At 64.4% G+C, this 26,547-nt stretch carries 1 protein-coding gene and 1 pseudogene; both read left to right on the forward strand.

Annotated features, from left to right (window positions below):
* Positions 1-33 precede the first annotated feature (33 nt).
* Positions 34-9,747 (forward strand): annotated as a pseudogene (locus tag GOEFS_RS16905) (amino acid adenylation domain-containing protein); the annotation flags it as partial.
* Entirely contained in the window at positions 9,740-26,533 is a 16,794-nt protein-coding gene (locus tag GOEFS_RS16910) for a non-ribosomal peptide synthetase (protein ID WP_007319160.1), read from the forward strand. The pseudogene GOEFS_RS16905 and the gene GOEFS_RS16910, both read left to right, overlap by 8 nt.
* The last annotated feature ends 14 nt before the right edge of the window (positions 26,534-26,547 follow it).

A 26,547-nucleotide genomic window follows, 5' to 3' on the forward strand; every position in this document is an offset into this window, starting at 1 on the left:
GGCTATGTGAGTCCGGCGAGTATCGATGTGGCCGTGCTGGATTCGGCTGTGGCACAGGCATTACCCGAATACATGCGTCCGACGCGGTGGATGCTGCTCGACGCCATGCCGTTGAGTACGGCGGGCAAGGTCAACCGGAAGGCGTTGCCCGAGCCCGAAACCGCCGCCGCGAGTGAGGAATTCGTCAGTGCCGAAACCGAAACCGAGCGGGTCATCGCCCAGGTCTTCGGCGATATCCTCGGAATCGATGAGGTCAGTGCGACGGCATCGTTCTTCGATCTCGGTGGTAACTCGCTGGCTGGTACCCGAGTGGTCGCGCGTCTCGCCGATCGCCTCGACGCTGACGTGTCGGTGCGAGATCTGTTTGATACTCCGACCGTTCGTGGACTCGGCGCCAGTATCGTGAGCGGCAGCCGCACCGTTGCGCGGCTGACGCCGCAGCCACGGCCGGACCGTATCCCGCTGTCTGCCGCGCAACGTCGGATGTGGTTCATCAACCAGTTCGACGTGGAGTCGGCCACCTACAATATTCCGTTGCCGTTGCGACTGCGGGGCGGGATCGATGTCGATTCACTCGCTGCCGCGCTGCTTGACGTCCTTGCCCGGCACGAGGTCCTGCGAACGGTCTATCCGTCCGACGATGGCGGACCTCACCAGCAGATTCTCGATATCGATACGGTTGCCGCGCAGCTGGATTGGGTCCGCGCGACGCGACGTTCGGACCTCGCCGACACGGCAGCACGCGGGTTCGACGTGAGCACGCAGCTGCCGATCCGCGGGGCCTTCTACGAGGACGGCGACGCGGTAGAGATCGTGCTCGTGGCACATCACATCGCCTTCGACGGTGAATCGATGCAGGTACTCATTACCGATCTGGTGACCGCCTACGCCGCCCGCGCCACCGCCGACGTGCCGCAGTTCGCGCCGTTGCCGGTGCAATACGCAGACTACGCGTTGTGGCAGAACACCGCGCTCGGGTCGATGGATGACCCAGAATCGGAGATCGCTCGACAGCACAGGTATTGGCTCGATACCCTCGACGGACTTCCCGATGTCACCGATCTGGTCATGGACCGGCCCCGTCCCGCGGTGCTCGATCCTGCGGCCGGGAGCCTGCGGGTCGACGTCGATCCCGTTCTGGCCGAGAAGATTCCGGCGTTTGCCGCCGAACATGGCGCCACCGGTTTCATGGTGTTCCACACCGCGCTGGCAATTACGGTCGCGCGGCTGGCTTCGACCGACGACGTGGTGATCGGCGCGCCGATCGCCGGTCGCGCCGATGCGGCGCTCGATCGTGCGGTGGGCATGTTCGTGAATACTCTGGTGCTTCGGACGCCCGCGACGCCCGGATGCACAGGAGCCGAACTACTTTCGGCTATTCGCACGACCGACCTCGACGCCTTCGCCCACGCTGACGTGCATTTCGAGCAGCTGGTCGATGCTCTTGCGCCCCAACGCTCGACAGCGCACGCGCCGCTGTTCCAGATCGCGTTGACCCACACCACCGGTGCGTTGGATTCAGGTCCGATCGATCTAGCCGACCTCGGTGTGTCGGTCGAACCGATACTCGACTTGGGTACCGCCGAGGCGAAGGTCGACCTGGCGGTCAGCGTGCATGAGTCCGCCGATCGCACCTCCGTGGAGTTCTCCTACGCCACAGCGCTATTTGATGAGTCGACGGTCAAGCGCTTCGCATCGGTCTGGTCCCGGGTGCTCGAAGCGCTGGTGACCCAACCTTCGATTCCGATCGGCGACATAGCACTTGCCGAGCCTTCGGTGCGGGCTTCGATTCCGGTGTCGTCGCCGGCGAGCGCGCCGCGAGCAGTCAGCGCGCAGGGCACGCTCGTGCACCATCTGCACCAACGCAGACTCGACCCGACTCATCCCGCGTTGATCTGCGGCGACGAGACCGTGTCGTATAGCGAATTCGAGCAGCGCACCAATATCGTCGCGCGCGAACTGATCGCCCGGGGAGTGCGCCCCGACGACGTCGTCGCGGTCGCCGTGGAGCGGTCGGTCCAGTCGGTGACCGCGGTGTGGGGTGTCATCAAATCCGGTGCCGCCTACGTCCCGATCGATCCCGGCTATCCCGCCGAACGCATCGAATACATGATCGCCGACTCGGCGGTACGGTTGGGTATCACCGTCGGAGCTATCCGGGACCAGCTGGGGCAGTCCGAATGCACCTGGCTCGATCTCGTGGATCTGGAAGCGACGGATCGTGATTCGGCCGAAATCGATCCGGCTGAGCGCAATGGTTCGATCACCCTGGACAACCTCGCGTACCTCATCTACACGTCGGGTTCGACCGGCCGGCCGAAGGCGGTCGCGGTGTCCAATCGTGGCATCACCGACCTGATGGCGGCGCACGCTCAAGTATCGGGAACCCGCGAGGACGGGCCGGACACCCGGATCCTGCATCTGGCCTCACCGAGCTTCGATGCGTCGTTCTTCGAAATGATTTGGGCGATCGGAGCGGGCCACACATTAGTGGTGGCACCGGCGAATGACTACGCCGGTGACGCTCTGCAACGCGTCCTGACCACCGGACGCGTTACCGACATGGTCATTACGCCGTCGGTACTCGCATCGCTCGATCCGTCCGTCGTCAAGTCGGTTCGCAATCTGGCGACCGCGGGTGAAGCCTGCCCGCCCGAACTAGTAGAACGCTGGGCGGCCCACGGTCGCCGGGTGTTCAACTTCTACGGCCCGTCCGAGACCACGGTCTGGGCGACCCGTAGTCGTATGCTGCTAAATAGCCCGGTCACAATCGGTCGAGCCATCGGCGGTTTCGAGACCTATGTACTCGATGCCCGGCTACACGAGGTTCCGCAGGGAGTGGTCGGCGAGTTGTATCTCGCCGCCGACGGGTTGGCTCGCGGGTATCTGCACAGAGCGGGGTTGACCGCGACGACATTTGTCGCCAATCCGTTCAGCGCTAACGGCTCTCGGTTGTATGCGACCGGAGATATGGTGCGATACAACGCATCCGGCGATCTGGAATTCGCGGGCCGGGCCGATCATCAGGTGAAGATCAACGGACAGCGCGTCGAACTTGGCGAAATCGAAAGCGTGCTCGCCGATCAGGCCGGTGTGGAGCAGGCCGTGGTCCTCGGTGTTTCCGATGGGGACCGGACCCGGCTGGTTGGCTATCTCGTGGGTGCACACGTCGATGTCGCCGAGGTTACCGCCGGTGCGCGCCAACGGCTTGCCGGTCATATGGTGCCCGCACAATTCGTCGTTATCGACGAGTTACCGCTGACACCGGCCGGCAAACTGGACCGGGCGGCATTGCCGACTGCCGACGCGCCCGCGCAGGTCGACGTTGTCTCGGCCGCCACTGCGGCCGAACACCAACTCGAGCGCATTGTCGCCACCCTGCTCGGCCGCGACGAGGTCAGTGTCACGGAGTCGTTCTTCACCCTCGGCGGCGACTCGATCATGTCGATTCAGTTGGCATCTGCTGCCAAAGCAGCCGGTATCACGTTGACCCCGCGACAGATCTTCGAGCACCGAACGGTCCGTGAAATGGCGCAGGCCGCCGCCGTGGGGGAAAACCGGACCCTGGTGCCCGAGCCGGTCGACGGTCCGCGCGGCGATATCGCGGTATCCCCGATTGCGGCGTGGATGATCGAACATTCCACCGCACCAACCGATTACGCCGATTTCTCGCAGTCGATGGTGTTCGCGGCGCCCGAAGCGCTGACCCTGTCGGTCCTGCGCGACATCATCGGTGCGGTCGTCGCGGTGCACCCGATGCTGACCGCGTCACTGGAGATCGAAGACGGTGCTCCGCGCATGCGGGCCGGCAACGAATTCGCGCCGCGTCAGTCGGTCACCGCTGTGATGTCCGGTGCCCTCATCGGCGAAGACGAGTTCGCCGACGATCTGCGCGACGCGCATGCTTCCGCGCTGGCGCGGATGAATCCCGCTGCGGGACAACTGGTCGCCGCCGTGCTCGTCGCGGATGCCGATGGTGCCAAGCGGGTCGTCCTGGCCGTGCACCACCTCGGCGTCGACATTGTGTCGTGGCCGATCCTGATCGAGGACATCGCAACCGCATGGACGCAGTCCTCAGCTGGCGACCCTATCGAACTCCGCCCCGAGGCGACCTCGGCGCGAGCCTGGTTGTCAGCCGTCGATGCCCAGGTCGATGCGCGGGCAGACGAGGTGAGCTATTGGCTCGCTCGTCTACCCGAGCGGCCAACGCCGTTGAGCGCGTTGCCAATCGAAGACGCCGGCTCGGCTGCGGACCGACTCGGTGAGACCGAGGTTCGCGTTTTCCGGATGGATGCCGCGGTTACCGAGGACGTTCTCACGGAATTGCCCGAAGCATTCGGGGGTAGCGCCGATGATGTGCTACTCGCCGCACTGACCCGGGCGATCCGATCGTGGCAGCGCGACAACGAAATTGACGACGAAGCCGACATCTATATTCAAGTGGAGAGTCATGGCCGCGACGAGCGAATCATCGCCGGAGATGACGACTTAGCTGCTGATCTCTCGCGTACGGTCGGCTGGTTCACGACGATTTCGCCGATGGTCATCGACACGTCCGGCAGTCGAATCGCTACGGTCAAGGCGGCGAAGGAAGAACGTCTGGGCCGGCCGAGTGCGGGGGCCGGATTCGGTATCCTCCGCTACCTCGCCAACGACCCCGCTCTACGTGAACGTCGGTTGCCCAGTATCGGATTCAACTTCTTCGGCGCTCGTGCTGCGAGTGTCGGCGACGATGTCGAGGGACTACGCGACCAAGCACTGTTGCCGGCGCTCGATGCACCCTCGCTGCCACCGACCGTGTCTGGCGCGATGCTCGTGCCGAACACGCTGAGTATCAACGTCACCACCGATGTGGCGGCCGGTCAGCGCTTCTTGTCTGCCGAATTCACCTATGTATCAAGGGTTGTGACGGCCGATTCGGTCGACGACCTCGCGGTGCGCTGGGAACGTGAACTCGCGGCGCTGGCAGCGGAGATCGCTGACGGTGCCGCCGTCGGCCTGTCACCGACGGATGTGCCGGGTACTGGGATTACCCAACCTGATCTGGATCAGCTAGCAGTCGCCGCTCCGGGCGCTCTGGTCCTTCCGCTGTCGCCGTTGCAGCGAGGGTTGTACTTCCAGGCCGAGATGGTTCCGGCCGGGCAAGCCGGGACGGCCAGCTCCGATTCGGTCGATGTGTATGTCACGCAGGCTGTCGTGGATCTGGCCGGCGACATCGATCCCAAGCGGATGGCCGATGCCGCCGACGCACTCCTCGCACGGCACCAGGCGCTCCGTTCGGGTTTCGTCCGTACCGATAGCGGCGCGGTGGTAGCGATCGTGCCACCCGCGCTCACTACGCCGATGGTCGTCGACGATATGAGAGGTGTTGAGCCGCACGAGGTTTCCGCACGAGTGGAGGAGATCGCCGATCAGCAACGGGTTTTGCCGTTCGACATGTCCGCGCCGCCGCTGCTGCGGCTGGTCCTCGTCCGGCATGATGACGGTGCGCACCTGGTGGTTACCAACCATCACATCCTGTTCGACGGCTGGTCCGGACCACTGGTGTTGGCCGATCTCTTGGCGCTCTACGCGACAGGTGAGGCGTATACCGCTACCCAGCACCGGGGGTCGACTGACTTCGGCGACCATGTTCTTCGTCTGGCTCGCGCCGATCGAGGCGCGGGATTGCGCGCCTGGCGTGAGATCGTCGCCCCGCTCGAGGGGCCGACGCTGGTGTCGAATGGTCTGGAGGCCACCGCACAGTCGTTGCCTCGGGACCACACCGTCTTCCTCGATGCCGAGACGACCGCCGCCATCGAGCAGGTCGCTCGCACGCATGGCGTCACCCTGTCGAATGTCCTGCAATTCGCCTGGGCGGTAGTGCTTTCGCGGTTGACCGGCAATCGCGTGGTGACTTTCGGCGAAGCGGTGTCCGGCCGGCCGGCCGACCTCGATGGTGCCGGTTCCATTGTCGGCCTGTTCATCAACACGCTGCCCGTGGTAGTCGACGTGGACCCGGCGGCGACAATCGCCGAAGTGCTGGCAAAGCTGCAGTCGGACAAGGTATCTGTACTCGATCATCAGCACGTCGGCCTCTCGGAGATCATGGTCGACGCGGGTGTCCCTGCACTGTTCGACACGCTCTTCGTACACGAGTCCTATCCGGTCGATACGGATTCGCTTACCGGTGCCGCGGCGAGCGGACCAGGGGAGATGACGGTACGTGGTGTCGACTCACGCGATGCGACCCATTTCCCGCTGTATTTGAGCACGGCACCCGCGGGTGATCGCCTGGCGATCACTCTGAAGTATTTGCCGGCCGCATTCGCCGACGAACAAGCGGCGACGTTCGTCCACGCGGTTGGCGCGATCCTGGACACCGTGGTCGGGCAGCCGCAGTCGTTGACCGCCGATATCTCCCTCCTGGTTCCGGCCGACCGCGCGCTCGTCGACGGCTGGTCGCGCGGGCCGGTAGTCGAAGTCGCACCGCAAACCGTCGACGAATTGCTGGCCGGCCAGACACTGCGCGATGGCGAGGCGATCGCTCTCGTGTACGGCGAGCGGGAGGTGACCTACCGAGAATTCTCGGCACGGGTTTGGACGCTGGCCCGCACTCTCATCGATTACGGAGTCGGACCGGAAGTTCCGGTGGCACTGTGCATTCCGCGTTCTGTCGAGATGGTGGTGGCGATTCACGCGGTGGTAGCCGCCGGCGGGCAGTACGTTCCGGTGCATACCGACTCTCCGGACGATCGCGCCGCCTACATGCTCGAAATCTCCGGTGCGGCAATGCTGTTGGTAAGCGACCGAGATGAGGTCGCCCAGGTGATCCGGGTGGCGGGTGAACGCGATCTGCCGGTGTTAGACATCGACTGTTCGGTTGACGTGGATCTGGACACCCCGCAGGTCACCGATGCCGACCGACTCGCTCCGCTGCGTCTGGATAACCCGATGTACACCCTGTTTACGTCGGGCTCGACCGGACGCCCGAAAGGTGTGACGACCCCGCACCGAGGCATTCTGAATCGACTGTGGTGGGGTATCGGCGCCATGCCGATCGATGCCACGGATCGAGTAGTGCTCAAGTCTCCGTATACCTTTGACGTCTCGCTGGCCGAACTCTTCGCGCCGATCATGGTCGGTGGCCGCATCGTCATTCTCAAAGCCGGCGGTCATTTGGATCCGCTGTATCTCGCCGACGAAATCGCGCGGACCGGTGGCACCACGGCGCATTTCGTGCCGTCGATGATGTCGGTATTCCTCGATGTTCTTGGCCAAGAGCGAGTCTCGGCCCTGACCAGTATGCGGATCATCTCAACCACCGGTGAGGCATTGCCACCCGCGATGGCGACCACCGTTCGGCAGTGGCTGCCTCAGGTGCAGTTGGAGAATCTGTACGGACCGACCGAAGCGTCGGTCGAGATCTCCGGGTATGACGCGGAAAGTGTCACACCCGACGATCACACCGTGCCGATCGGAACCGTGGTGTCCAACGGTGAAGTCGCAGTGCTTGATTCCCGGCTGCGGCCGGTTCCGGCAGGTTTCCCGGGCGAGCTGTACATAGGTGGTGTACAGGTTGGCCGCGGTTATGCGGGCCGGCCGGATCTGTCCGCCGATCGGTACGTCGCCGACCCCTATGGCGATGCCGGCGCTCGTATGTACCGCACCGGCGACTTGGTGCGCTGGAATACCAAGGGGGAACTGGAATACCTGGGTCGCACTGACTTTCAGGTGAAATTGCGCGGTCAGCGCGTGGAACTCGGTGAGATCGAGTCGGTGATCGCCTCGGTGCCCGGCGTGGTGCACGTCGCGACTACCGTGGTGAAGTCGCCGACCGGTGATTCGTTGGTGGCGTGGATAGCGCCTGCCGCCTCGATCGATATGGACGAGGTGAATGCGACGCTGGCTGCCGCGCTGCCAGAGTATATGCGGCCGTCGGCGTGGGTCGTGATGGACGCGATGCCGCTGAACAATTCGGGCAAGGTGAGCCGCCAAGAATTGCCAGCACCGGTATTCACCGAATCGGAGTTCGTCGAACCCGTCGGTCACGTGGAAGAGGTGATCGCGGCGATTGTCGCTGATGTGCTCGGCGTCGAGCGGGTGAGCGTGATCGAGTCCTTCTTCGATATCGGTGGTAATTCACTGTCCGCGACGCGCGTCGCGGCTCGGGTATCGGATGTGCTGAACACCGAACTCTCGGTACGTGACTTATTCGCGAAGCCGTCGGTGCGGGCGCTGGCCGCGTCGGTAGATATAGGTGTGCAGGGGCTGCCGCCGGTCACCGCCGTTATACCCCGTCCCGCCGTTGTGCCGCTGTCGTTCTCGCAGCAGCGGATGTGGTTCATCAACCAGTTCGACACCTCGTTGCCGACCTACAACATCCCTGCCGGTTTGCGGTTGACGGGTCTCCTCGACGTCGACGCGCTGAGGATGGCCGTCGATGACGTGGTCGCGCGTCACGAAACGCTCCGGACGACGTTCCCGATGGTCGACGGCGCGCCCGCACAGTTGGTACATGAGGTGGGTTCGGTAGGCGCACAGTCTGATTGGGCCGAAGTCGTCTCCGACGACGATCTCGCATCGGCCGCCACAACCGGATTCGATGTTGCGACCGAAACCGGATTCCGGGTGCGGCTGCGACGCGTGTCCGACGACGAACACCTCCTGCTCGTCGTACTGCATCACATCGCCGGTGACGGCGAATCAATGACTCCGCTCGTGGCCGATATGGTCACCGCCTATACGGCGAGGTCTGCGGGTCATGCTCCGGAGTACCCGCCGCTGGAGATCCAGTTCGCCGACTACGCACTATGGCAGCAGGCCGAACTCGGCTCACCTGACGACCCGTCGTCGGTCGTCGGGCGCCAGATGGACTACTGGACAACGGCTTTGGCCTCGCTGCCCGACGTGCTGGAACTGCCGGCCGACCGGCCGCGGCCGCCGGTGGCGTCCTACCAAGGCGCCCGAGTCGGGTTCGAGATCCCGGCGCAGGTGGCCACCGCGACCGCCGAACTAGCACGGCGGCACGGCGTTACGTCGTTCATGGTCCTCCATGGCGCACTCGCCGTGTTGCTGGCCCGCCTGTCGGCTACCGACGATATTGCGATCGCCACCCCGATCGCCGGACGTGGTCAGCAGGCTCTCGATCCGCTGATCGGAATGTTCGTCAACACCCTGGTGCTGCGCGCCGAAATCGACCCGGCCATGAGTTTCGCGGCAGTACTCGAGCAGGTCCGCGTAACCGATCTCGATGCGTTCGCCAACGCCGACTTGCCCTTTGAGTCTCTCGTCGAGCAGCTCAATCCCGTTCGTTCGCAGTCATTTTCGCCGCTCGCGCAGGTAATGCTGAACCTGGCCCAGCCCGCTGCTCACGAACCGGTGCCGATTGGCGGCGACCTATCGGTTGCGCCGATGGAACCGTTGCTGGACCCGGCACAAGTTGATCTGACCTTCACGATCGCCACCGCTGCCGACGGCCAAGTGTGGACGGGGTCGCTGGTCTACGCGACCGATCTCTTCGACGAAGACTCGGCTCAGCAGATCGTGACACGTTTGGTTCGGCTACTCGGAGCGCTGACCGCCTCGCCGGACGCACCGGTCGCCGATGCCCCGATGATTGATGAGGCCGAGCGGCACGAGGTGCTCGAATGGTCGGTCGGCACATCCGAACCGAAGTTCGGCGGCCTGCTCCGCGAGCCGCTGTCGTCCGAGTCCGCCGAGGGGCCAGGAAGTGGCACTACTGTGAGCGATAGTCGAGGTGAGTGATCAAGTGTCCGATGGATCGGTGACGCGCGACGCGGTGGTACCAGACCCCGCGGCGACCGCACTCATCTTCGCCGACCGCGAAGTGTCCTATGGCGAGTTCGATGCGCGCGTGGCCGCCGTCACCGAAGAGTTGATCGGCAGCGGTGTCGGTCCGGAAGTCGCGGTGGCAGTGTGTATTCCGCGTTCGGTGGAGATGCTGGTGGCTATCCATGCGATCGTTGCGGCCGGCGGACAGTATGTGCCGATCGATACCGATGCGCCGGCCGAGCGGGTTCGTTACATGCTCGCCATCGCCGACGCTGGTGTATTGCTCGTCTCCGCCGAGACTGCGGCGGGTGAGGTCGCGGAGGTGGCGGGCGAGAGCGGCGTGCCGGTACGAATAGTCGACGCCAGCGGTGATCTGCCACTGGACATACGTGCGGCCGGCGACGCCCCGACGCCGGCTCCGCTGCGACCCGACCATGCCGCCTATACGTTGTTCACCTCGGGGTCGACCGGCCGCCCAAAGGGAGTGACGGTGTCGCATAACTCGATCCGCAACCGGATCGCGTGGATGCAGGACGCGTTGCCGATCGGGCCAGGTGATGTGGTGTTGCAGAAAACGCCGTATACCTTCGACGTGTCGATCCCAGAGCTGTTCTGGCCCTTGCTCACTGGCGCGACCCTGGTCATCGCCGAACACGGGCGTCACGGTGACCCGCGGTATCTGGCCGACATCATCGGCAGCCGCGGCGTCACGGTGACTCACTTCGTGCCGTCGATGCTCTCGGTCTTCCTCGATGTACTCGGTGACCGGATCAGCGATCTCACCTCCCTGCGGATCATGTTTACCTCCGGTGAAGCATTACCGTCCGCCATTGCGCAACGGGTGGTCTCGCGGCTTGCGCGGATCGAGCTGCACAACCTCTACGGCCCAACCGAGGCCGCCGTCGAGGTAACCCGGCATCAGGTCCGGCCGGGCGAGACGCTGGTACCTATCGGCAGGCCGGTCGCCAATACGACTGCCTACGTTCTTGATTCGCGGCTGCAGGTGGTTCCGGCCGGAGTGCCGGGCGAACTGTACCTGGGCGGCGCGCAGGTCGCGCGCGGTTACGCGGCCCAGCCGGGATTGTCGGCGGAACGTTTCGTCGCCGATCCGCTGGGCCTGCCCGGTGCACGGCTGTACCGGACCGGCGACCTCGTTCGCTGGAACACGTCCGGGGCAATCGAGTACCTGGGCCGCACCGACTTTCAGGTCAAACTGCGCGGTCAACGCATCGAACTCGGCGAGATCGAATCGGTGCTCGCCTCAGCGCCCGGTGTGGTGCATGCCGCGGCGACTGTCGCGCGGACGTCGACCGGCGAATTCCTGGTCGGCTACGTCAGCCCCGCTGGCGTCGACCTCGCTCAGGTGGCCAACGCCGTCGCCGACGCGTTGCCGGAGTACATGCGGCCCAGCCAGTGGGTGACACTCGACGAGATGCCGTTGTCGACCGCCGGCAAGGTCAATCGAAAAGCGTTGCCCGAACCTGAGATCGGCTCCCTGGTAGCCGACTTCGTCGCGGCCGGAACCGAATTGGAGGCGACGGTCGCCGCGGTGTTCGCCGAGGTGCTCGGCACCGAACCGATCAGCGTCGTCGAATCCTTCTTCGATCTCGGTGGCAACTCATTGTCGGCAACGCGGGTGGTGGCTCGGCTGTCCGACGCAATCGACGCCGACGTTACGGTTCGCGACCTCTTCGATGCGCCGACCGTTCGCGCGTTGGCCGAGCGGGTCGGGGAGATCACCGGCACCGCGCTGGCACCGGTGACGCGGATTGACCCGCGTCCCGACTTGGTGCCGCTATCCTTTGCGCAGCAACGGATCTGGTTCATCAACCAGTTCGATCCGGAATCGTCGGCCTACAATATCCCGGCGGTGCTGCGGCTGACCGGCCGACTGGATGTGGACGCGTTGCAGGCTGCGGTCGTCGACGTCGTGGTACGGCACGAGGTATTGCGCACCGTCTATCCGACCGTCGATGGTGTTCCCCGGCAACAGGTTTGCGATTCGGCCGACGTCGCCTCTCGGCTCGATTGGGCAATTGTTGACTCTACCGATGCCCTCGAGCGCGCCGTCGTGGCGGGATTTGATGTATCGACCCAATGGCCGTTGCGGGCGCGGCTGGTCCGAGTCTCCGACGACGAGCACGTACTCGCCGTCGTCGCACACCACATCGGCGCGGACGGTGAGTCGATGACACCGCTGGTGCGCGATGTCGTCGCGGCGTATATCGCGCGCAGCGCCCGGCAAGCTCCCGCCTGGGAGCCGTTGACGGTACAGTTCGCTGATTTCGCGATCTGGCAGCATGAGGTCCTTGGCTCGCCGAACGACGCCGAGTCTGTTGTCGGTAAACAACTTTCCTACTGGAGCAGCCACCTGGACGGGTTGCCCGACGCGCTTTCCCTACCGACTGATCATCCGCGCCCGAGGGCGGCTGACTATGCGGGGGGAGTGGTATCGGTCGAGATCGACCGGATAGTGGCCGACCGGATCACCGAGTTGGCCGCACAGCGCGGAGTCACCACGTTCATGGTGCTGCACGCCGCGTTCGCCCTGTTGTTGGCGCGGCTGTCGGCGACCGACGATATCGCGATAGCGACCCCGATCGCCGGGCGAGGCCAACGTGAACTCGAAGCTGTCGTCGGCATGTTCGTCAATACTTTGGTGCTACGCACCGCAGTCGATGGCACGGGATCATTCGCCGATTTGCTCGACCAGGTGCGAACGGTCGACCTGGATGCGTACGCACATGCCGATGTTCCATTCGAGACCGTCGTCGAGGCACTGAATCCGATTCGCTCCGAAGCGTTCTCGCCGCTCGCTCAGGTGATGCTGTCCTTCGACCCGGCAGCGTCGGCCAGTAGTGGCGCAGCGGCGCTCGGTGAGCTGACCGTTGCCCCGATGCAACCACCGGAGGTGACTTCGCAACTCGATCTCACCCTCACTGTGATGACCAGTCCGGATGGCCCGTGGAATATGTCCCTCGTCTACGCGACGGCTCTGTTCGCGCCAGACTCGATGCGGCTGTTCCTCGACCGACTGACTCGAGTGTTGGGCGAGGTGACAGCGGCGCCGGAAGCGCTGATCGGAGAGATCCCGATCGGCGATACCGACGAGAGCCGTGCTCTCGCGCGCGTCGCCCAGGGTGACGTCGTTGATGTGACTGGTTCACCCGCAACAGGTTTGACCGCGCCGTCCACCGCGCGGATTCCGGCGGCGAACGCGCTGCGCTACGACGAACGCAGTGTGACCTACGCGGAATTTGATGCGCGGGTGGCCACGCTCGGCCGCGAACTCATCGCCGCGGGCGTGGGGCCGGATGTCGCGGTCGCCGTATGTCTACCGCGTTCGGTGGAAATGCTGGTCGCCATTCACGCCATCCTCGCGGCCGGCGGCCAATACGTGCCGATCGATACCGAAGCGCCGGCCGAGCGGGCCGAGTTTATGTTGCGTCGCTCGGGTGCGGCGCTGCTCGCGGTAGCGGTCGATGCCGAGGTGCCGTCGGTCGCTGCCGCGGCCGATCAGGTGGGTATCCCGACCATACGGGTGGATTCTACTGTGCCGGTTGCCAGTTCGGTCGTGCCGATCGACGAGTCCGAACTACTGGCACCGATCCGCCCCGACAACGCCGCCTATACCCTGTTTACCTCGGGATCGACGGGGGTGCCCAAGGGGGTCACCGTGTCCAGGGCGTCGGTATACAACCGATTGCGTTGGGGTTTGGCGGAATTCGGTTGGGGGCCCGACGATCGAGTGATCCTGAAGACCCCCTATACCTTTGACGTCTCGGTCCCCGAACTGTTCGCTCCCTTGCTCGTCGGAGCGACGGTGGTGATCGCACGCCCCGGTGGTCATGCCGAACCCGCGTATATCGCCGAGTTGATCGCCGCCACCTCGGCGACATCGGTGCATTTTGTCCCTTCGATGCTGTCCGTGTTCGTCGATGTTCTCGCGCCCGAGCAGATCTCCGCACTGACGAGCCTTAGATGGGTGTTCGCCTCGGGAGAGGCACTGCCACCGGCCGTCGTGCACAAGACCCACGCGCTTCTGCCAAATGTGGGTATTCACAACCTTTTCGGCCCAACGGAAGCGGCGGTCGAGGTCTCGTGGTCGGATGTGACCGAGGTATCCGAGCCGGTCACCATCGGCACGCCGGTCTGGAATACCACGACACATGTGCTCGACGCACGGTTACAGATGGTTCCGGTTGGCGTGCCGGGAGAGCTGTATCTGGGCGGTGTGCAGGTGGCACGCGGGTACGCGGCGGCCCCGGCTCTTACCGCCGATCGGTTTGTGGCCGACCCGTTCGGAATGCCCGGGTCCCGGCTGTACCGGACCGGAGATCTGGTGCGGCGCACTGCTTCCGGCGAGATCGAGTACCTGGGGCGTACCGACTTCCAGGTGAAACTACGCGGCCAGCGGATCGAATTGGGCGAGATCGAAGCGGTGCTGTCGGCGGCCCCCGGCGTGGTGCACGCAGCCGCTACCGTGGCATCCGATCCCGCGGGCGGGCAGCATCTGGTGGGTTATGTGAGCCCGGCCTCCGTCGATGTGGACGCGGTACGGGTCGCGGCGACCGAATCGCTGCCGGTGTATATGGTGCCGTCGGTCTGGGTGGCTTTCGACGACGTGAAACTGAATTCGGCTGGCAAACTGGATCGCCGGGCGCTACCCGATCCGGTGTTTACCAGCGATGACTATGTTGGGCCGGAGTCGACGACCGAAGCCGAACTGGCCATTGCGTTCGCAGAAGTACTTGGTGCCGAACAGATTTCGGTCACCGCGGGATTCTTTGACATCGGCGGCAACTCGTTGTCGGCGATGCGCCTGGCAGCGCGAGCCGCCGATATCCTCGATGCCGAGGTGTCGGTACGCGATCTCTTTGAGACGCCGACCGTACGCGGGCTGGCTGGCCGAATCGAGGCCGGCAGCCGCCGCGGAGTTCGGCTGACGCCTATGCCGCGTCCGGAGTACATCCCATTGTCCGCGGCGCAGCAGCGTATGTGGTTCATCAATCAGTTCGATACGTCGTCGGCCCTCTACAACATCCCGATGCCGATGAATCTGCCCGGCGACGTCGACCTGGATGCGTTGGTGGCCGCCCTCGGCGACGTAATCGAGCGGCACGAAGTCCTGCGCACCGTCTACCCGACAGTCGATGGCAAGCCGTACCAGCGGATCGTGCCCGCGAGCGAGGCCCGTGGTTTGGTGGATTGGGCCGTGGTGGATACCGCCGCCGAACTCGAACTCAGTGCGGGACAAGGGTTCGACGTTACTACCAGCCTGCCGATCCGGGCGCGTGCCAGTCGAATCGATGACGCCAGAACCGAAGTACTCGTCACCGTGCACCACATTGCCTTCGACGGTGAGTCCACCAGGGTCTTCGTCGACGATATGTTCGCTGCCTACTTGCGTCGCACCGATCCGACGGCACCGCCGCTCGCTCCGCTGCCCGTGCAGTACGCGGATTATGCACTGTGGCAGGCACAGGTTTTGGGTAGCGCCGATGATCGGGAGTCGGCGCTGGGGCGGCAACTCGCGCACTGGAGCCGCGCCCTCGCCGGTATTCCGGCTGTCACCGATCTGCCGGCCGACCGCCCTCGGCCAGCGGTGCTCGATACGGCTGGCGCAAGCTTGCCGACAACGATTCCGGCGCAGATCGTTGACGGTGTCACTGATCTCGCGAGTTCGTCCGGTGTCACCCATTTCATGATTTGGCATGCGTCCCTGGCGATTACCGTCGCGAGTCTCGCCGCGACCGACGACGTGGTGATTGGCACTCCGATCGCCGGACGCACCGACAGCGCGCTCGAACGTCTCGTCGGCATGTTCGTCAATACGCTTGTGTTGCGTAGTCATGTCGACCCGGGAATGACCGTCGCCGAGCTGATCGACGGGGTGCGCGCCACCGACGTGGATGCATTCGCCAATTCTGATGTCCTTTTCGAGCAACTCGTGGAGCAACTGGCACCCGAGCGATCAACCTCGCATACGCCCCTCTTCCAGATCGCGCTGACACATTTCGCCGGCGCGGAGTCGGGGGAAGCCGAATCGGGCCCGGCTCCCGATGTCGAGGCGAAAGTCGATCTCACGGTGACCGTCGTCGAAAGCGCGGCCGGTACGAGTGTCGAATATGTCTACGCCACAGCGCTATTCGACGAACCGACGATTGCGCGATTCGCCGCGGTCCACCAACGAGTGCTGGCGGCCATGATCGCCGATCCGCAGATGGCCGTCGGCGACATCGATATCGTCGGCGAGTCCGCCGCGACGGTGGTGCCGGTACGCGAGCCGGTCACGCACCACGCGGTTACCGCGCTCGCCGCCGGTTCGGCCGAGGACGGCACGCTGGTTTCTCTTCTCGCGCAACGTGATCTGGACCCGACTCATCCGGCGATCATTTGCGCCGATGTCGAACTCAGCTACCGCGAATTCGAGGAGCGGACCAATGCGGTTGCGCGATCATTGCTGTCGCGCGGCGCCGCGCCCGACGATGTCATCGCGGTGGGACTCGAGCGCTCGGTGGAATCGGTTGTCGCCGTCTGGGGTGTCATCAAATCGGGTGCCGCGTATCTACCAATTGATCCCGCGTATCCCGCCGAACGCATCGCGTACATGCTCTCCGATTCGTCGGTGCGGTTGGGCATCACCGTCGACGCGTTACGCGATCGATTCCCGGCCGGCGAATGCGAATGGGTCGATCTGGGTGAGCTGGCGGCGGGAACCGCGACGCCGATCGCCCCGACCGAACGCAATGGTTCGGTGCGGCTCGACAGCCTCGCCTATCTGATCTACACCTCGGGGTCCACCGGACGACCGAAGGCTGTCGGAGTCAGTAACACCGGTATCGCCGATCTCGTTGCCGCACACGCGAAGGTGACCGGTGCGCGCGACGACGACCCGGATACTCGCGTGCTCCACGTGGCGTCACCGAGTTTCGACGCGGCATTCTTCGAAATGATCTGGGCTATCGCCGCCGGACACACGCTTGTCGTCGCTCCGCATGCCGCGTATGCCGGCGACGCGCTCGGCGCGGTGTTGTCGGAGGGCGAAGTGACCGACATGGTCATCACCCCGTCGGTGTTGGCGTCGGTCGACCCCGACCACGCGGAGACCGTGCGAAATCTGGCAACGGCCGGCGAAGCGTGCCCGCCCGAACTCGTGGAGCGTTTCAGCGCTCGTGGCAGGCGGATCTTCAATTTCTACGGTCCATCCGAGACGACGGTGTGGGCGACCCGCTCTCGAATGACGCCGGGCAAGCCGGTGACCATCGGCCGCGCGATCGGCGGCTTCACGGCACGCGTGCTCAACCAACGGTTGCGTCCGGTGCCGGCCGGTGTGGTTGGCGAACTCTATTTGTCCGCACCGGGATTGGCGCGCGGCTACCTCGGCCGGGCGGGTCTGACCGCATCGCGTTTCGTCGCCGATCCATTCGGTGCGCCGGGAGAGCGGATGTACGCGACCGGCGACATGGTGCGCCTTGCCGAGTCCGGTGATCTGGAGTTCGCCGGCCGCGCCGATCATCAGGTGAAAATCAATGGCCAGCGTGTCGAATTGGGTGAGATCGAGTCGGTGCTGGCCGATCAGCCTGCTGTGGCGCAGGCTGTTGTGATCGGCGTGTCCGATGAGGAATCGGGCCGTACTCGGTTGGTCGCCTATCTGGTCGGTGGCGGCGATGTCGACATTCACGCGGTGGAAAGTGCTGTGGCGCAACGTCTCGCGGCGCATATGGTGCCGTCTAAGACGGTGCTGATCGACGCGATTCCGCTGACACCCGCGGGAAAACTTGACCGGCGGGCCCTGCCGGAGGTGAGCTTTTCCTCCGAGGCATCCTATGTCGCGCCGGACTCCGAGCCAGAGCGCAAACTGGCCGGGATAGTCTCGGCACTGCTCGGCCGGGACCGCGTGAGCGTGACCGAGTCCTTCTTCGCGATGGGTGGCGACTCCATCATGTCGATCCAGCTCGCATCCGCGGCGAAGTCGGTCGGACTTACCTTGTCGCCGCGAGAAATATTCGAGCACAAGACAATTCGTGCGATGGCACGATCGGTCGGAACCGCTGCCGCGTTGGTTCCGCTGGAAGAGCTGGCTGGCGGGCCGACCGGCGAACTGGTGTTGACGCCGATCACTTCGTGGATGATCGAACACGCGGACTCGGCCGCTGATTTCGCTGACTTCTCGCAGTCAACCGTGCTGCGATTGCCGGCCGGTGGTACCGCCGGAGACGTCAAGGCTGTTCTCGCGGCCGTTGTCGCCAGCCATCCGATGACCAGCGCCAGCTTGCGGCCGACGGATTCAGGCTGGACGATGACCGCCGGCGGGGCATTTGATGCCGATGCCGCGGTGACTGAGACGGTAACCCCGAATCCGTTCGATGTGCTCGCCGACGCTCACCGGTCCGCATTGCGGGAGCTCGACCCGACCGCTGGCCGGGTAATGCACGCGGTGGTGGTCCATGACGGCTCGGGCGGAGAAGGACGAGTGGTCCTCGTCGCCCATCACTTGAGCGTGGATGCGGTGTCGTGGCCGATCCTGATTGAGGATCTGGCGACCGCGTGGTCCCAACATACTGCCGGACAACAGATTTCACTTCGGCCCGAGGGTACTTCGATGCGTCGCTGGGCGCAGTTACTCGTGGATTCAGTAGAGGCCCGCGCGGCCGAGACCAGTTTTTGGCTACGGAGGCTTCCGACGGCCCCGACGTTCGGCACAGCATTCGATCGCGTCCGCGACCGCCAGCATACGACGCGGACGGTGTCGCATCTCGTCGATTCTGCGACCTCGGAAGCATTATTGACCTCGGTTCCCGAGGCTTTCAGCGGCAATGTCAATGACGCTCTGCTCGCGGCTCTCGCACGCGCGGTCCGCGGTTGGCAGGACGACCGCGGTCTCGACCGCGACGGTCCGGTGTCGATTTTGCTCGAAGGACATGGCCGCGAAGAACAGATCGCCGCGCGCGGCGAACGAGATACCCGACGAGCGGCCGACCTTTCGCGAACGGTCGGCTGGTTCACCACCATCGCCCCGGTGTCGATCGATCCGTCGGGGGATGCGGTTCGAACTGTCAAGGCGGCCAAGGAAGAACGTCTCGCGACGCCCGACCACGGCATCGGATTCGGGATTCTGCGCTATAACGCTGACGGCGCCGTGAGTGCACGGACGCTGCCCGAGATCGGATTCAACTACCTCGGTAATACCGGTGGTGGAGCGCCGGAGACCGAAGGGCTCGTCGACGCACTCTTGCCGGTGCCGGACGCGCCGGCGTTACCGGGTTCTCATCGTGGCGCCATGATCGCGCCCAATGCGCTGAGCATCAACGCCGCTGCCGTCGCGAGCCCGGAGGGACGAGTCTTAGCCGCCGACTTTTCCTACGCGCCAGGCGTATTGACCGATGACGACGTCACCGATATCGCGCGGCGCTGGCATGAGGAACTACGCGAGATCGTGGACTATGGCGCACGCGTAGGCGATCCGGGTCCGAGCCCGTCCGATGTGCCGGGGGCGGCGGTCACTCAGGACGACCTCGACGCGGTGGCGAAATCGTATCCGGGCGCGGTCATCTGGCCGCTGGCACCGTTGCAGCAGGGGCTGTATTTCCAGGCGGAGATAACGGCGGCCGGCTCGGATGAAGTCGATGCCTATGTGACACAGGCGATTCTGCGCCTGGGCGGCGAGCTGGATATCGAACGCCTACGATCAGCGGCGCAGGGGCTGTTGGCAGCTCACCGCGTGCTCCGATCAGCTTATATCCGTACCGGCAGCGGCGCGGTCGTCGCGGTGGTGCCCGACGTCGTGGAACTCCCGTGGTCGGTGGTGGAGATCGATGAATTCGATGCCGAGCGGGTCGCGGCGATTGCCCGTGCCGAAGAACGAACGCCGTTCGATATGGCTGTGCCGCCGCTTGTGCGGTTCGTTCTCGTGCGACATGGTGACACCGCGAGTTTGATCATCACGAACCACCATATTTTGCTCGACGGATGGTCGGGACCGTTGGTACTCGCGGACTTGCTCGCGCTGTACGCGACCGGTGCGACTCATACCGGGCAGCACGCGTCAGCGGACTTCGGCGACTATCTCGCGTGGGTCAGCCGTATCGACCGGGCCGACGGACTGGCCGCGTGGGAGGCGGTCCTCGCGCCATCGGATGGCGCTACCCTGGTCGCCGCCGGTGCCAGCGTCACCGCCGATGACTTGCCGCAGAATCACATTCGACGCCTGTCGCCGGATCTCACGCACCGCATCGAGCAACTTGCCCGCAGTCGTGACATCACGCCGTCTAGCGTGTTGCAGTTCGCCTGGGCCGTTCTACTGTCCCGACTGACCGGCAATCAGGTGGTTGCCTTCGGCGAGACGGTGTCCGGCCGCCCCGCCGACCTCGACGGTGTCGAGACGATGGCCGGTCTGTTCATCAATACGCTGCCGACCGTCGTCGACGTCGATCCCGGGCGCAGCATCGGCGATGTGTTGGACAAGATGCGCGCCGACAAGATCGCGGTACTCGATCACCAGCACATCACGCTGCCGGAACTTATCGCGCAGACCGGCAATTCGGTGCTCTTCGATACGCTCACGGTATACGAGTCGTATCCGATGAATACCGAGTCGCTCTCGAGTGTCGACGCCGCGTTGACCGGTGGACTCGCGGTCACCGACGTGATAGCCACGGACGCAACCCATTACCCATTGACGTTGATCGCAGCTCCCGTTCCCGACGGACTGGAAATCAAGATCACTTATCTGGCAACAGCTTTCAGTGCTGAGCGGATCGCCGTATTCGAGCGAAGCCTCGAACAGATTCTGTTGGCCGCAACCGCCGATCCGCAGGTTTTGACCGCTGATATCTCGTTGCTGGACGGTGCTGATCGGGACGTCATCGATTCGTGGTCGGTTGGCATGCCGGCCGATACGCCGGTACAGACCCTCGGCGACGCGGTGGCGCAGCGGTGTGCGGCGACACCGGGTGCTTCCGCCCTGTGGTTCGCCGACCGGAATGTCACTTACCGTGAGTTCGGCGCGCGGGTGGCCGCCCTCGGCCGGACCTTGATCGCCGCCGGTGTCGGCCCGGATAGCGCTGTGGCGGTGTGTATTCCGCGGTCGGTCGAGTTGATGGTCGCGGTACACGGTGTCATCGCCGCCGGTGGGCAGTATGTGCCGGTGGATACCGAAGCGCCGGCCGATCGAGTCGAGTACATGTTGGCGACCGCTCGTGCGGGCCTGGTACTTGTCCACGGCGGACTGCCTACGCCGTCCGCATTGCGCGGTTCCTCCGTTAGAACGATTGCGGTTGACGCATCGAGTGCTATTGATCTGGCCACGCCGCCGATCACCGACCGCGATCGAATCGCGCCAGTGCACCCGGACAACGCGGCCTACACCTTATTCACCTCCGGCTCGACCGGACGGCCCAAAGGCGTAACGGTGAGCCACCGGTCGGTGAGTAACCGGTTGCGCTGGGGTCTGGCCGAATATCCTTGGGGCCCAACGGATCGGATCGTGCTCAAGACGCCGTACACCTTCGATGTGTCAGTACCGGAAATGTTCGCTCCGCTGCTCGCCGGAGCCACCGTGGTGATCGCGGCACCGGGCGGACATACCGATCCCAACTATCTGGTCGATTTGCTGGCGCGTACATCGGCGACATCGGTTCACTTTGTGCCGTCGATGCTTTCGGTCTTCGTCGACGTGGTCGACGCCCAGCGGATCGCCGCACTGTCATCGCTGAAATGGGTCTTCGCCTCCGGTGAGGCGTTGCCCGCCGCGACCGTCCACCAGGTGCACGCGGTATTGCCGAAGGTGGGCATTCACAATCTCTTCGGCCCAACCGAGGCCGCCGTCGAGGTCTCGTATTCGGATGTGACGCGGGTCGCCGACGTTGTGACGATCGGTCGCCCGGTATGGAATACCGCGACCTACGTTCTGGATGCGAAGCTGCGTAAAGTGCCGCCCGGTGTGCCAGGGGAGCTGTATCTCGGCGGTGTCCAGCTGGCGCGTGGATATGCCGGGGCGCCGTCCCTGACGGCGGACCGATTTGTCGCCGACCCGTTCGGAACTCCGGGCGCTCGGCTGTACCGCACCGGAGATCTGGTGCGGTGGAACACTAGTGGTGAGGTCGAGTACCTGGGCCGCACGGATTTCCAAGTGAAACTGCGCGGACAGCGGATCGAACTCGGCGAGGTAGAGGCCGCACTGGCCACCGCGCCGGGTGTCGTACATGCCGCCGCGACGGTGGTCACGGCACCTGATGGCGGGCAGCATTTGGTCGCGTATCTGGCCGGTTCCGAAGCGGGACATACCGCCGTCGATCTCGACGCCGTGAAAAAGTCGATCGCCGCCCGCCTGCCCGACTATATGCGCCCGACGATGTGGTCGGTTCTCAGTGACGTTCCGCTGGGCAGCACAGGCAAACTCGACCGCCGGGCATTACCGGAACCGGAATTCGTCGCAGGCGAGTACGTCGCACCGGCAACCGTCACCGAACAGACCGTCGCGGAGATCATTTCCGACGTCCTCGGCGTCGAGCAGGTCAGTGTCACCGAATCGTTCTTCGAGCTTGGTGGTAACTCGTTGTCGGCGATACGCGTCGCGGCGCGGGTGAGCACCGCGCTGAACGCTGACCTTTCGGTACGGGACGTCTTCGAAGCGGCGACTGTTCGTCAGTTGGCTGCCGCGGCCGACGAGCGCGGTGTGGCGCTGCCGCCGGTCACCGCGGTCAGCGAACGTCCCGAGCGCATTCCGCTTTCCTTTGCGCAGCAACGGATGTGGTTCATCAACCAATTCGATCCCGAATCGCCGACCTACAACGTGCCATCGGTCATGCGACTGAGCGGTGCCCTCGACGTAGACGCCCTGCGTGCCGCTGCGATAGATCTTCTCGTCCGGCACGAGGTGTTGCGCACCACGTTCCCCGCTGACGGTGGCGTGCCGTTCCAGTCGGCGTCGTCGGCTCAGACAGTTGCCGGAGAAATCGACTGGGCAGTCGTCAGTAGCCAGAGCGAGATCGAGCGGGCAGTGACCGAAGGCTTCGACGTTACGCGCCGATGGCCGATCAGATTCCGGCTCTGGCAAGTCAATTCGGATGAAGCCGTGTTGGCCGTCGTCGCCCATCACATCGCCGTCGACGGTGAGTCACGGGGCCCCCTGATCACCGATATGGCATTGGCATACGCGGCACGGCGCGGCGGTAGCGAGCCGTCATTCGTTCCCCTTCCGGTGCAGTTTTCCGACTACGCGATCTGGCAGCGCGATGTCCTGGGAAGTCGCGATGATGCGGATTCGGTTGTGGGAAAACAACTTTCCTATTGGACCGATCAGCTGGCCGGGCTACCCGACGTGCTGGAGTTGCCCACCGATCGGCCTCGGCCGGCGGTCGCGAGCCATCGCGGCGCCGCGGTGGAGTTCGAGATACCCGCCGAGGTCGCGGTCCGGATCGCCGATACCGCGGCCGAACTCGGAGCTTCCGGTTTCATGGTGGTACACGCCGCGTTGTCGGTGCTGCTCGCCCGGATGTCGGGCACCACCGACATCGCGGTCGGCACACCCGTCGCCGGACGTGGACAAGCCGTGCTCGATCCGTTGGTCGGCATGTTCGTCAACACGTTGGTGTTGCGCAACGAGATTGACCTGGCGGAGAGTTTCACGGATCTGGTCGGCCGGGTGCGGGCGACCGACTTGGAAGCGATGGCCAACGCCGACGTTCCATTCGAATCCGTCGTTGAGGCGACCAGTCCGGTGCGGTCGGAGGCATTCGCTCCACTATCGCAAGTATGGCTGACCCTTGACTCGGAGGTGTTGCCGGAGTTCGCGACCGCATCGGCCGCCGTCGATGTCGGCGGTCTGAGGATCGCGCCGGTCGGCATCGAGGAGATTCCGGCCAAGGTAGACCTGTTGGTGGGGCTGGCAGCGTCGATCGCCGGGCAACCGACCCGTGGGTCGATTACCTACGCGACCGATCTGTTCGATGCTGCGACGGTGGCGACGTTCGGGCGACGGTTCGTCCAACTGCTCGGCGAATTGACCGCCGACAGCGCACGTCCCGTCGGCGACGCGCTGCTGGTCGACGTTGACGAGTATCAACGGTCGCTGACCGCGCCGGTGACCAATACGGCCAACGCGAATAGATCGCTCGTAGATTTGTTCGCCTATTCCGTTGCGGCGCATGACGGCGCGGTCGCGGTGTCGGCGATGAACACGTCACTTGGCTATGTAGATCTGGACGATCGGTCGTCGGTGATCGCGGCCGGGTTGGTGGCGCGTGGCGTGCGGCCCGGCGATTTGGTTGGTGTGGCGACGGCTCGGTCAGTCGATCTGGTCGCGACCATTCTCGGCGTACTGAAGGCCGGAGCCGCGTATCTGCCGTTAGACACCACCAACCCGGTGGAGCGGCTGGCATTCATTGTGTCCGACGCGGCGCCCACAGTGGTGGTGGCCGATGATTCCAGTGCGGGACTTGAGCTTTGGGATCGACTTCCGGAGGGCACCGCCGTCGCCGACGTCACAGATCTCGCCGAATCTGGTGCGAATCACGTTCCGGTCCGGGTGCCCGCCGATGCGCGCGCCTATGTGATTTATACGTCGGGATCGACCGGTCGGCCAAAGGGCGTCGAGATCACCCACCGTGATGTGGTGACTCTGATGGACACGGCGGCAGACGATTTCGAGTTCCGGGCCGATGACGTCTGGACGATGTTCCACTCGTATGCCTTCGACTTCTCCGTATGGGAGCTATGGGGACCGCTGCTGTCCGGCGGCAGATTGGTGATCGTAGACCGCGACGTGGCACGCGACCCGGATGCGTTCGTCGGATTGCTTGTCCGCGAGCGCGTAACAGTGTTGTCGCAAACGCCGTCGGCGTTCTATCAATTCGCGCAGGCCCGACGTCGTGGAGTGGGCCGCGGCGACATGCCATTGTCGTTGCGGTACATCGTATTTGGCGGCGAAGAGCTCAGTTTCGAGCAGGTTCGCCGCTGGTTCGACGACAATCCGGACGATCCAGCACAACTGGTGAATATGTATGGCATCACCGAGACCACCGTGCACGTGAGTTTCCGGGCCCTGGCCGCCGATTCGGTTTCGGCCGACGATCCGAGTTTCATCGGACGGCCGCTGGCGTCGTTGGGGATCCATATCCTGGATGGGCGGCTGAGGCCGGTCCCCGAGGGCATGATTGGCGAAATGTATGTCGCCGGAGGGCAATTGGCGCAGAGCTATCTCAATCGTGCGGGCCTATCCGCCGCGCGGTTCGTCGCGAACCCCTACGATCGGTCGGGGGCACGGATGTATCGCACCGGTGACCTGGCACGTCGAGTCGGCGGCGATATCGAGTATCTGGGACGCGGCGATGCGCAGGTTCAGTTACGCGGCTTCCGGATCGAGTTCGGTGAGATCGAAGCGGCGTTGCTGACCTCGCCCGGCGTGATCGGGGCTGCGGCGCGCGTTGTCGAATTGGCCGGCCGCGGAGAGCAATTGATCGGCTACGTTGTCACCGACGGCGCGGAGATACCCGATACCCAGCGGCTGCGGTCTGCAGTCGGCCAGATTGTGCCGGGCTATATGGTGCCGGATCAGATTGTTATCGTCGAACGCCTGCCATTGACGGCAAACGGAAAATTGGATCGAAAGGCGTTGCCGCTGCCCGATTTCGAGCAGTCCGGCGCCGAGTATGTCGCGCCCGAGAGTGGCGTCGAGGAGGCCATTGCCGCCGTGTTCGCCGAGGTGCTCGGCGTCGAGCGGGTCAGCGTCGTTGACTCGTTCTTCGATCTGGGTGGCAACTCATTGTCGGCGACCCGGGTCGTATCGGGGGCGCACGATCGCGGTCTCCCATTCGAATTGCGTTGGCTATTCAGCGATCCGACGGTTCGCCAGCTCGCCAAGCGAGTGGAGGAGGGGACCGGGCTCACCGACGACGTCTTGATTACTTTGCGCGGTGATGGTTCGTTGCCGCCGCTGTACTGTGTCCACCCGGCAGGTGGACTGGCGTGGTTCTATGGCGGGTTCGCGCCGTATATCGGCGACCGGCCACTGTACGGGCTGCAGGATCCGCATGTGGTCAACGACGAGCCCACGGTGACAGACGCCCATACCTTGGCCGCCCGTTACGTCGAGGAGATTCGCCGCGTGCAACCGCACGGGCCCTATCATCTTCTCGGCTGGTCGGTCGGCGGCGTCATCGCGCACGCGATGGCGACGTTGCTACAGAGCCAGGGTGAGCATGTCGCCTATCTCGGCATCATGGACTCGCTGCCCGAGGGCGACCTCGTCAATGAACCCAGCATCGACGCCGGGCAACCGGATCCGATTGACATTGATGTAACGCCGGCAAGCGATGTGACCGATGTTCTAGGTGGTTGGCGAGATTTGTTCGATCTGGACGAAACCGTCAGCGCGGTGACTCCGGAGGACGTCGCGAGCATCATCCGCGGTCAGATCGCGGGGATGGGGCTGTTGGCGGACAATGTGGTCGACTCGATTATGGAGAGCTTCGCGGCGGCACCCGACATCTCCGTCGGATTCCGGCCCGGCCTGTTCGCCGGGTCCATCCAGGTGTTCACCGCCACGAGAGATAAGGCGGACCCGCGGATCATCGCCAGCGGCTGGCGACTCTATGTGACAGGAGCGATCGAGAATGTCGACGTCGACACCCATCATCTTGGGATGGCCGACGCACGGTCGCTCGCGGTTATCGGCCCACGCGTACAGGAAGCCCTTGAAAGGTCGGAAGTTAGGATAGCCCAACCCAACATCGTGAAGCGTTCCCGTGAGCACTAACCTTAAGTACTGAG

This window comes from Gordonia effusa NBRC 100432, from assembly GCF_000241305.1.
In the GTDB taxonomy this organism is placed as follows: Bacteria; Actinomycetota; Actinomycetes; order Mycobacteriales; family Mycobacteriaceae; genus Gordonia; species Gordonia effusa.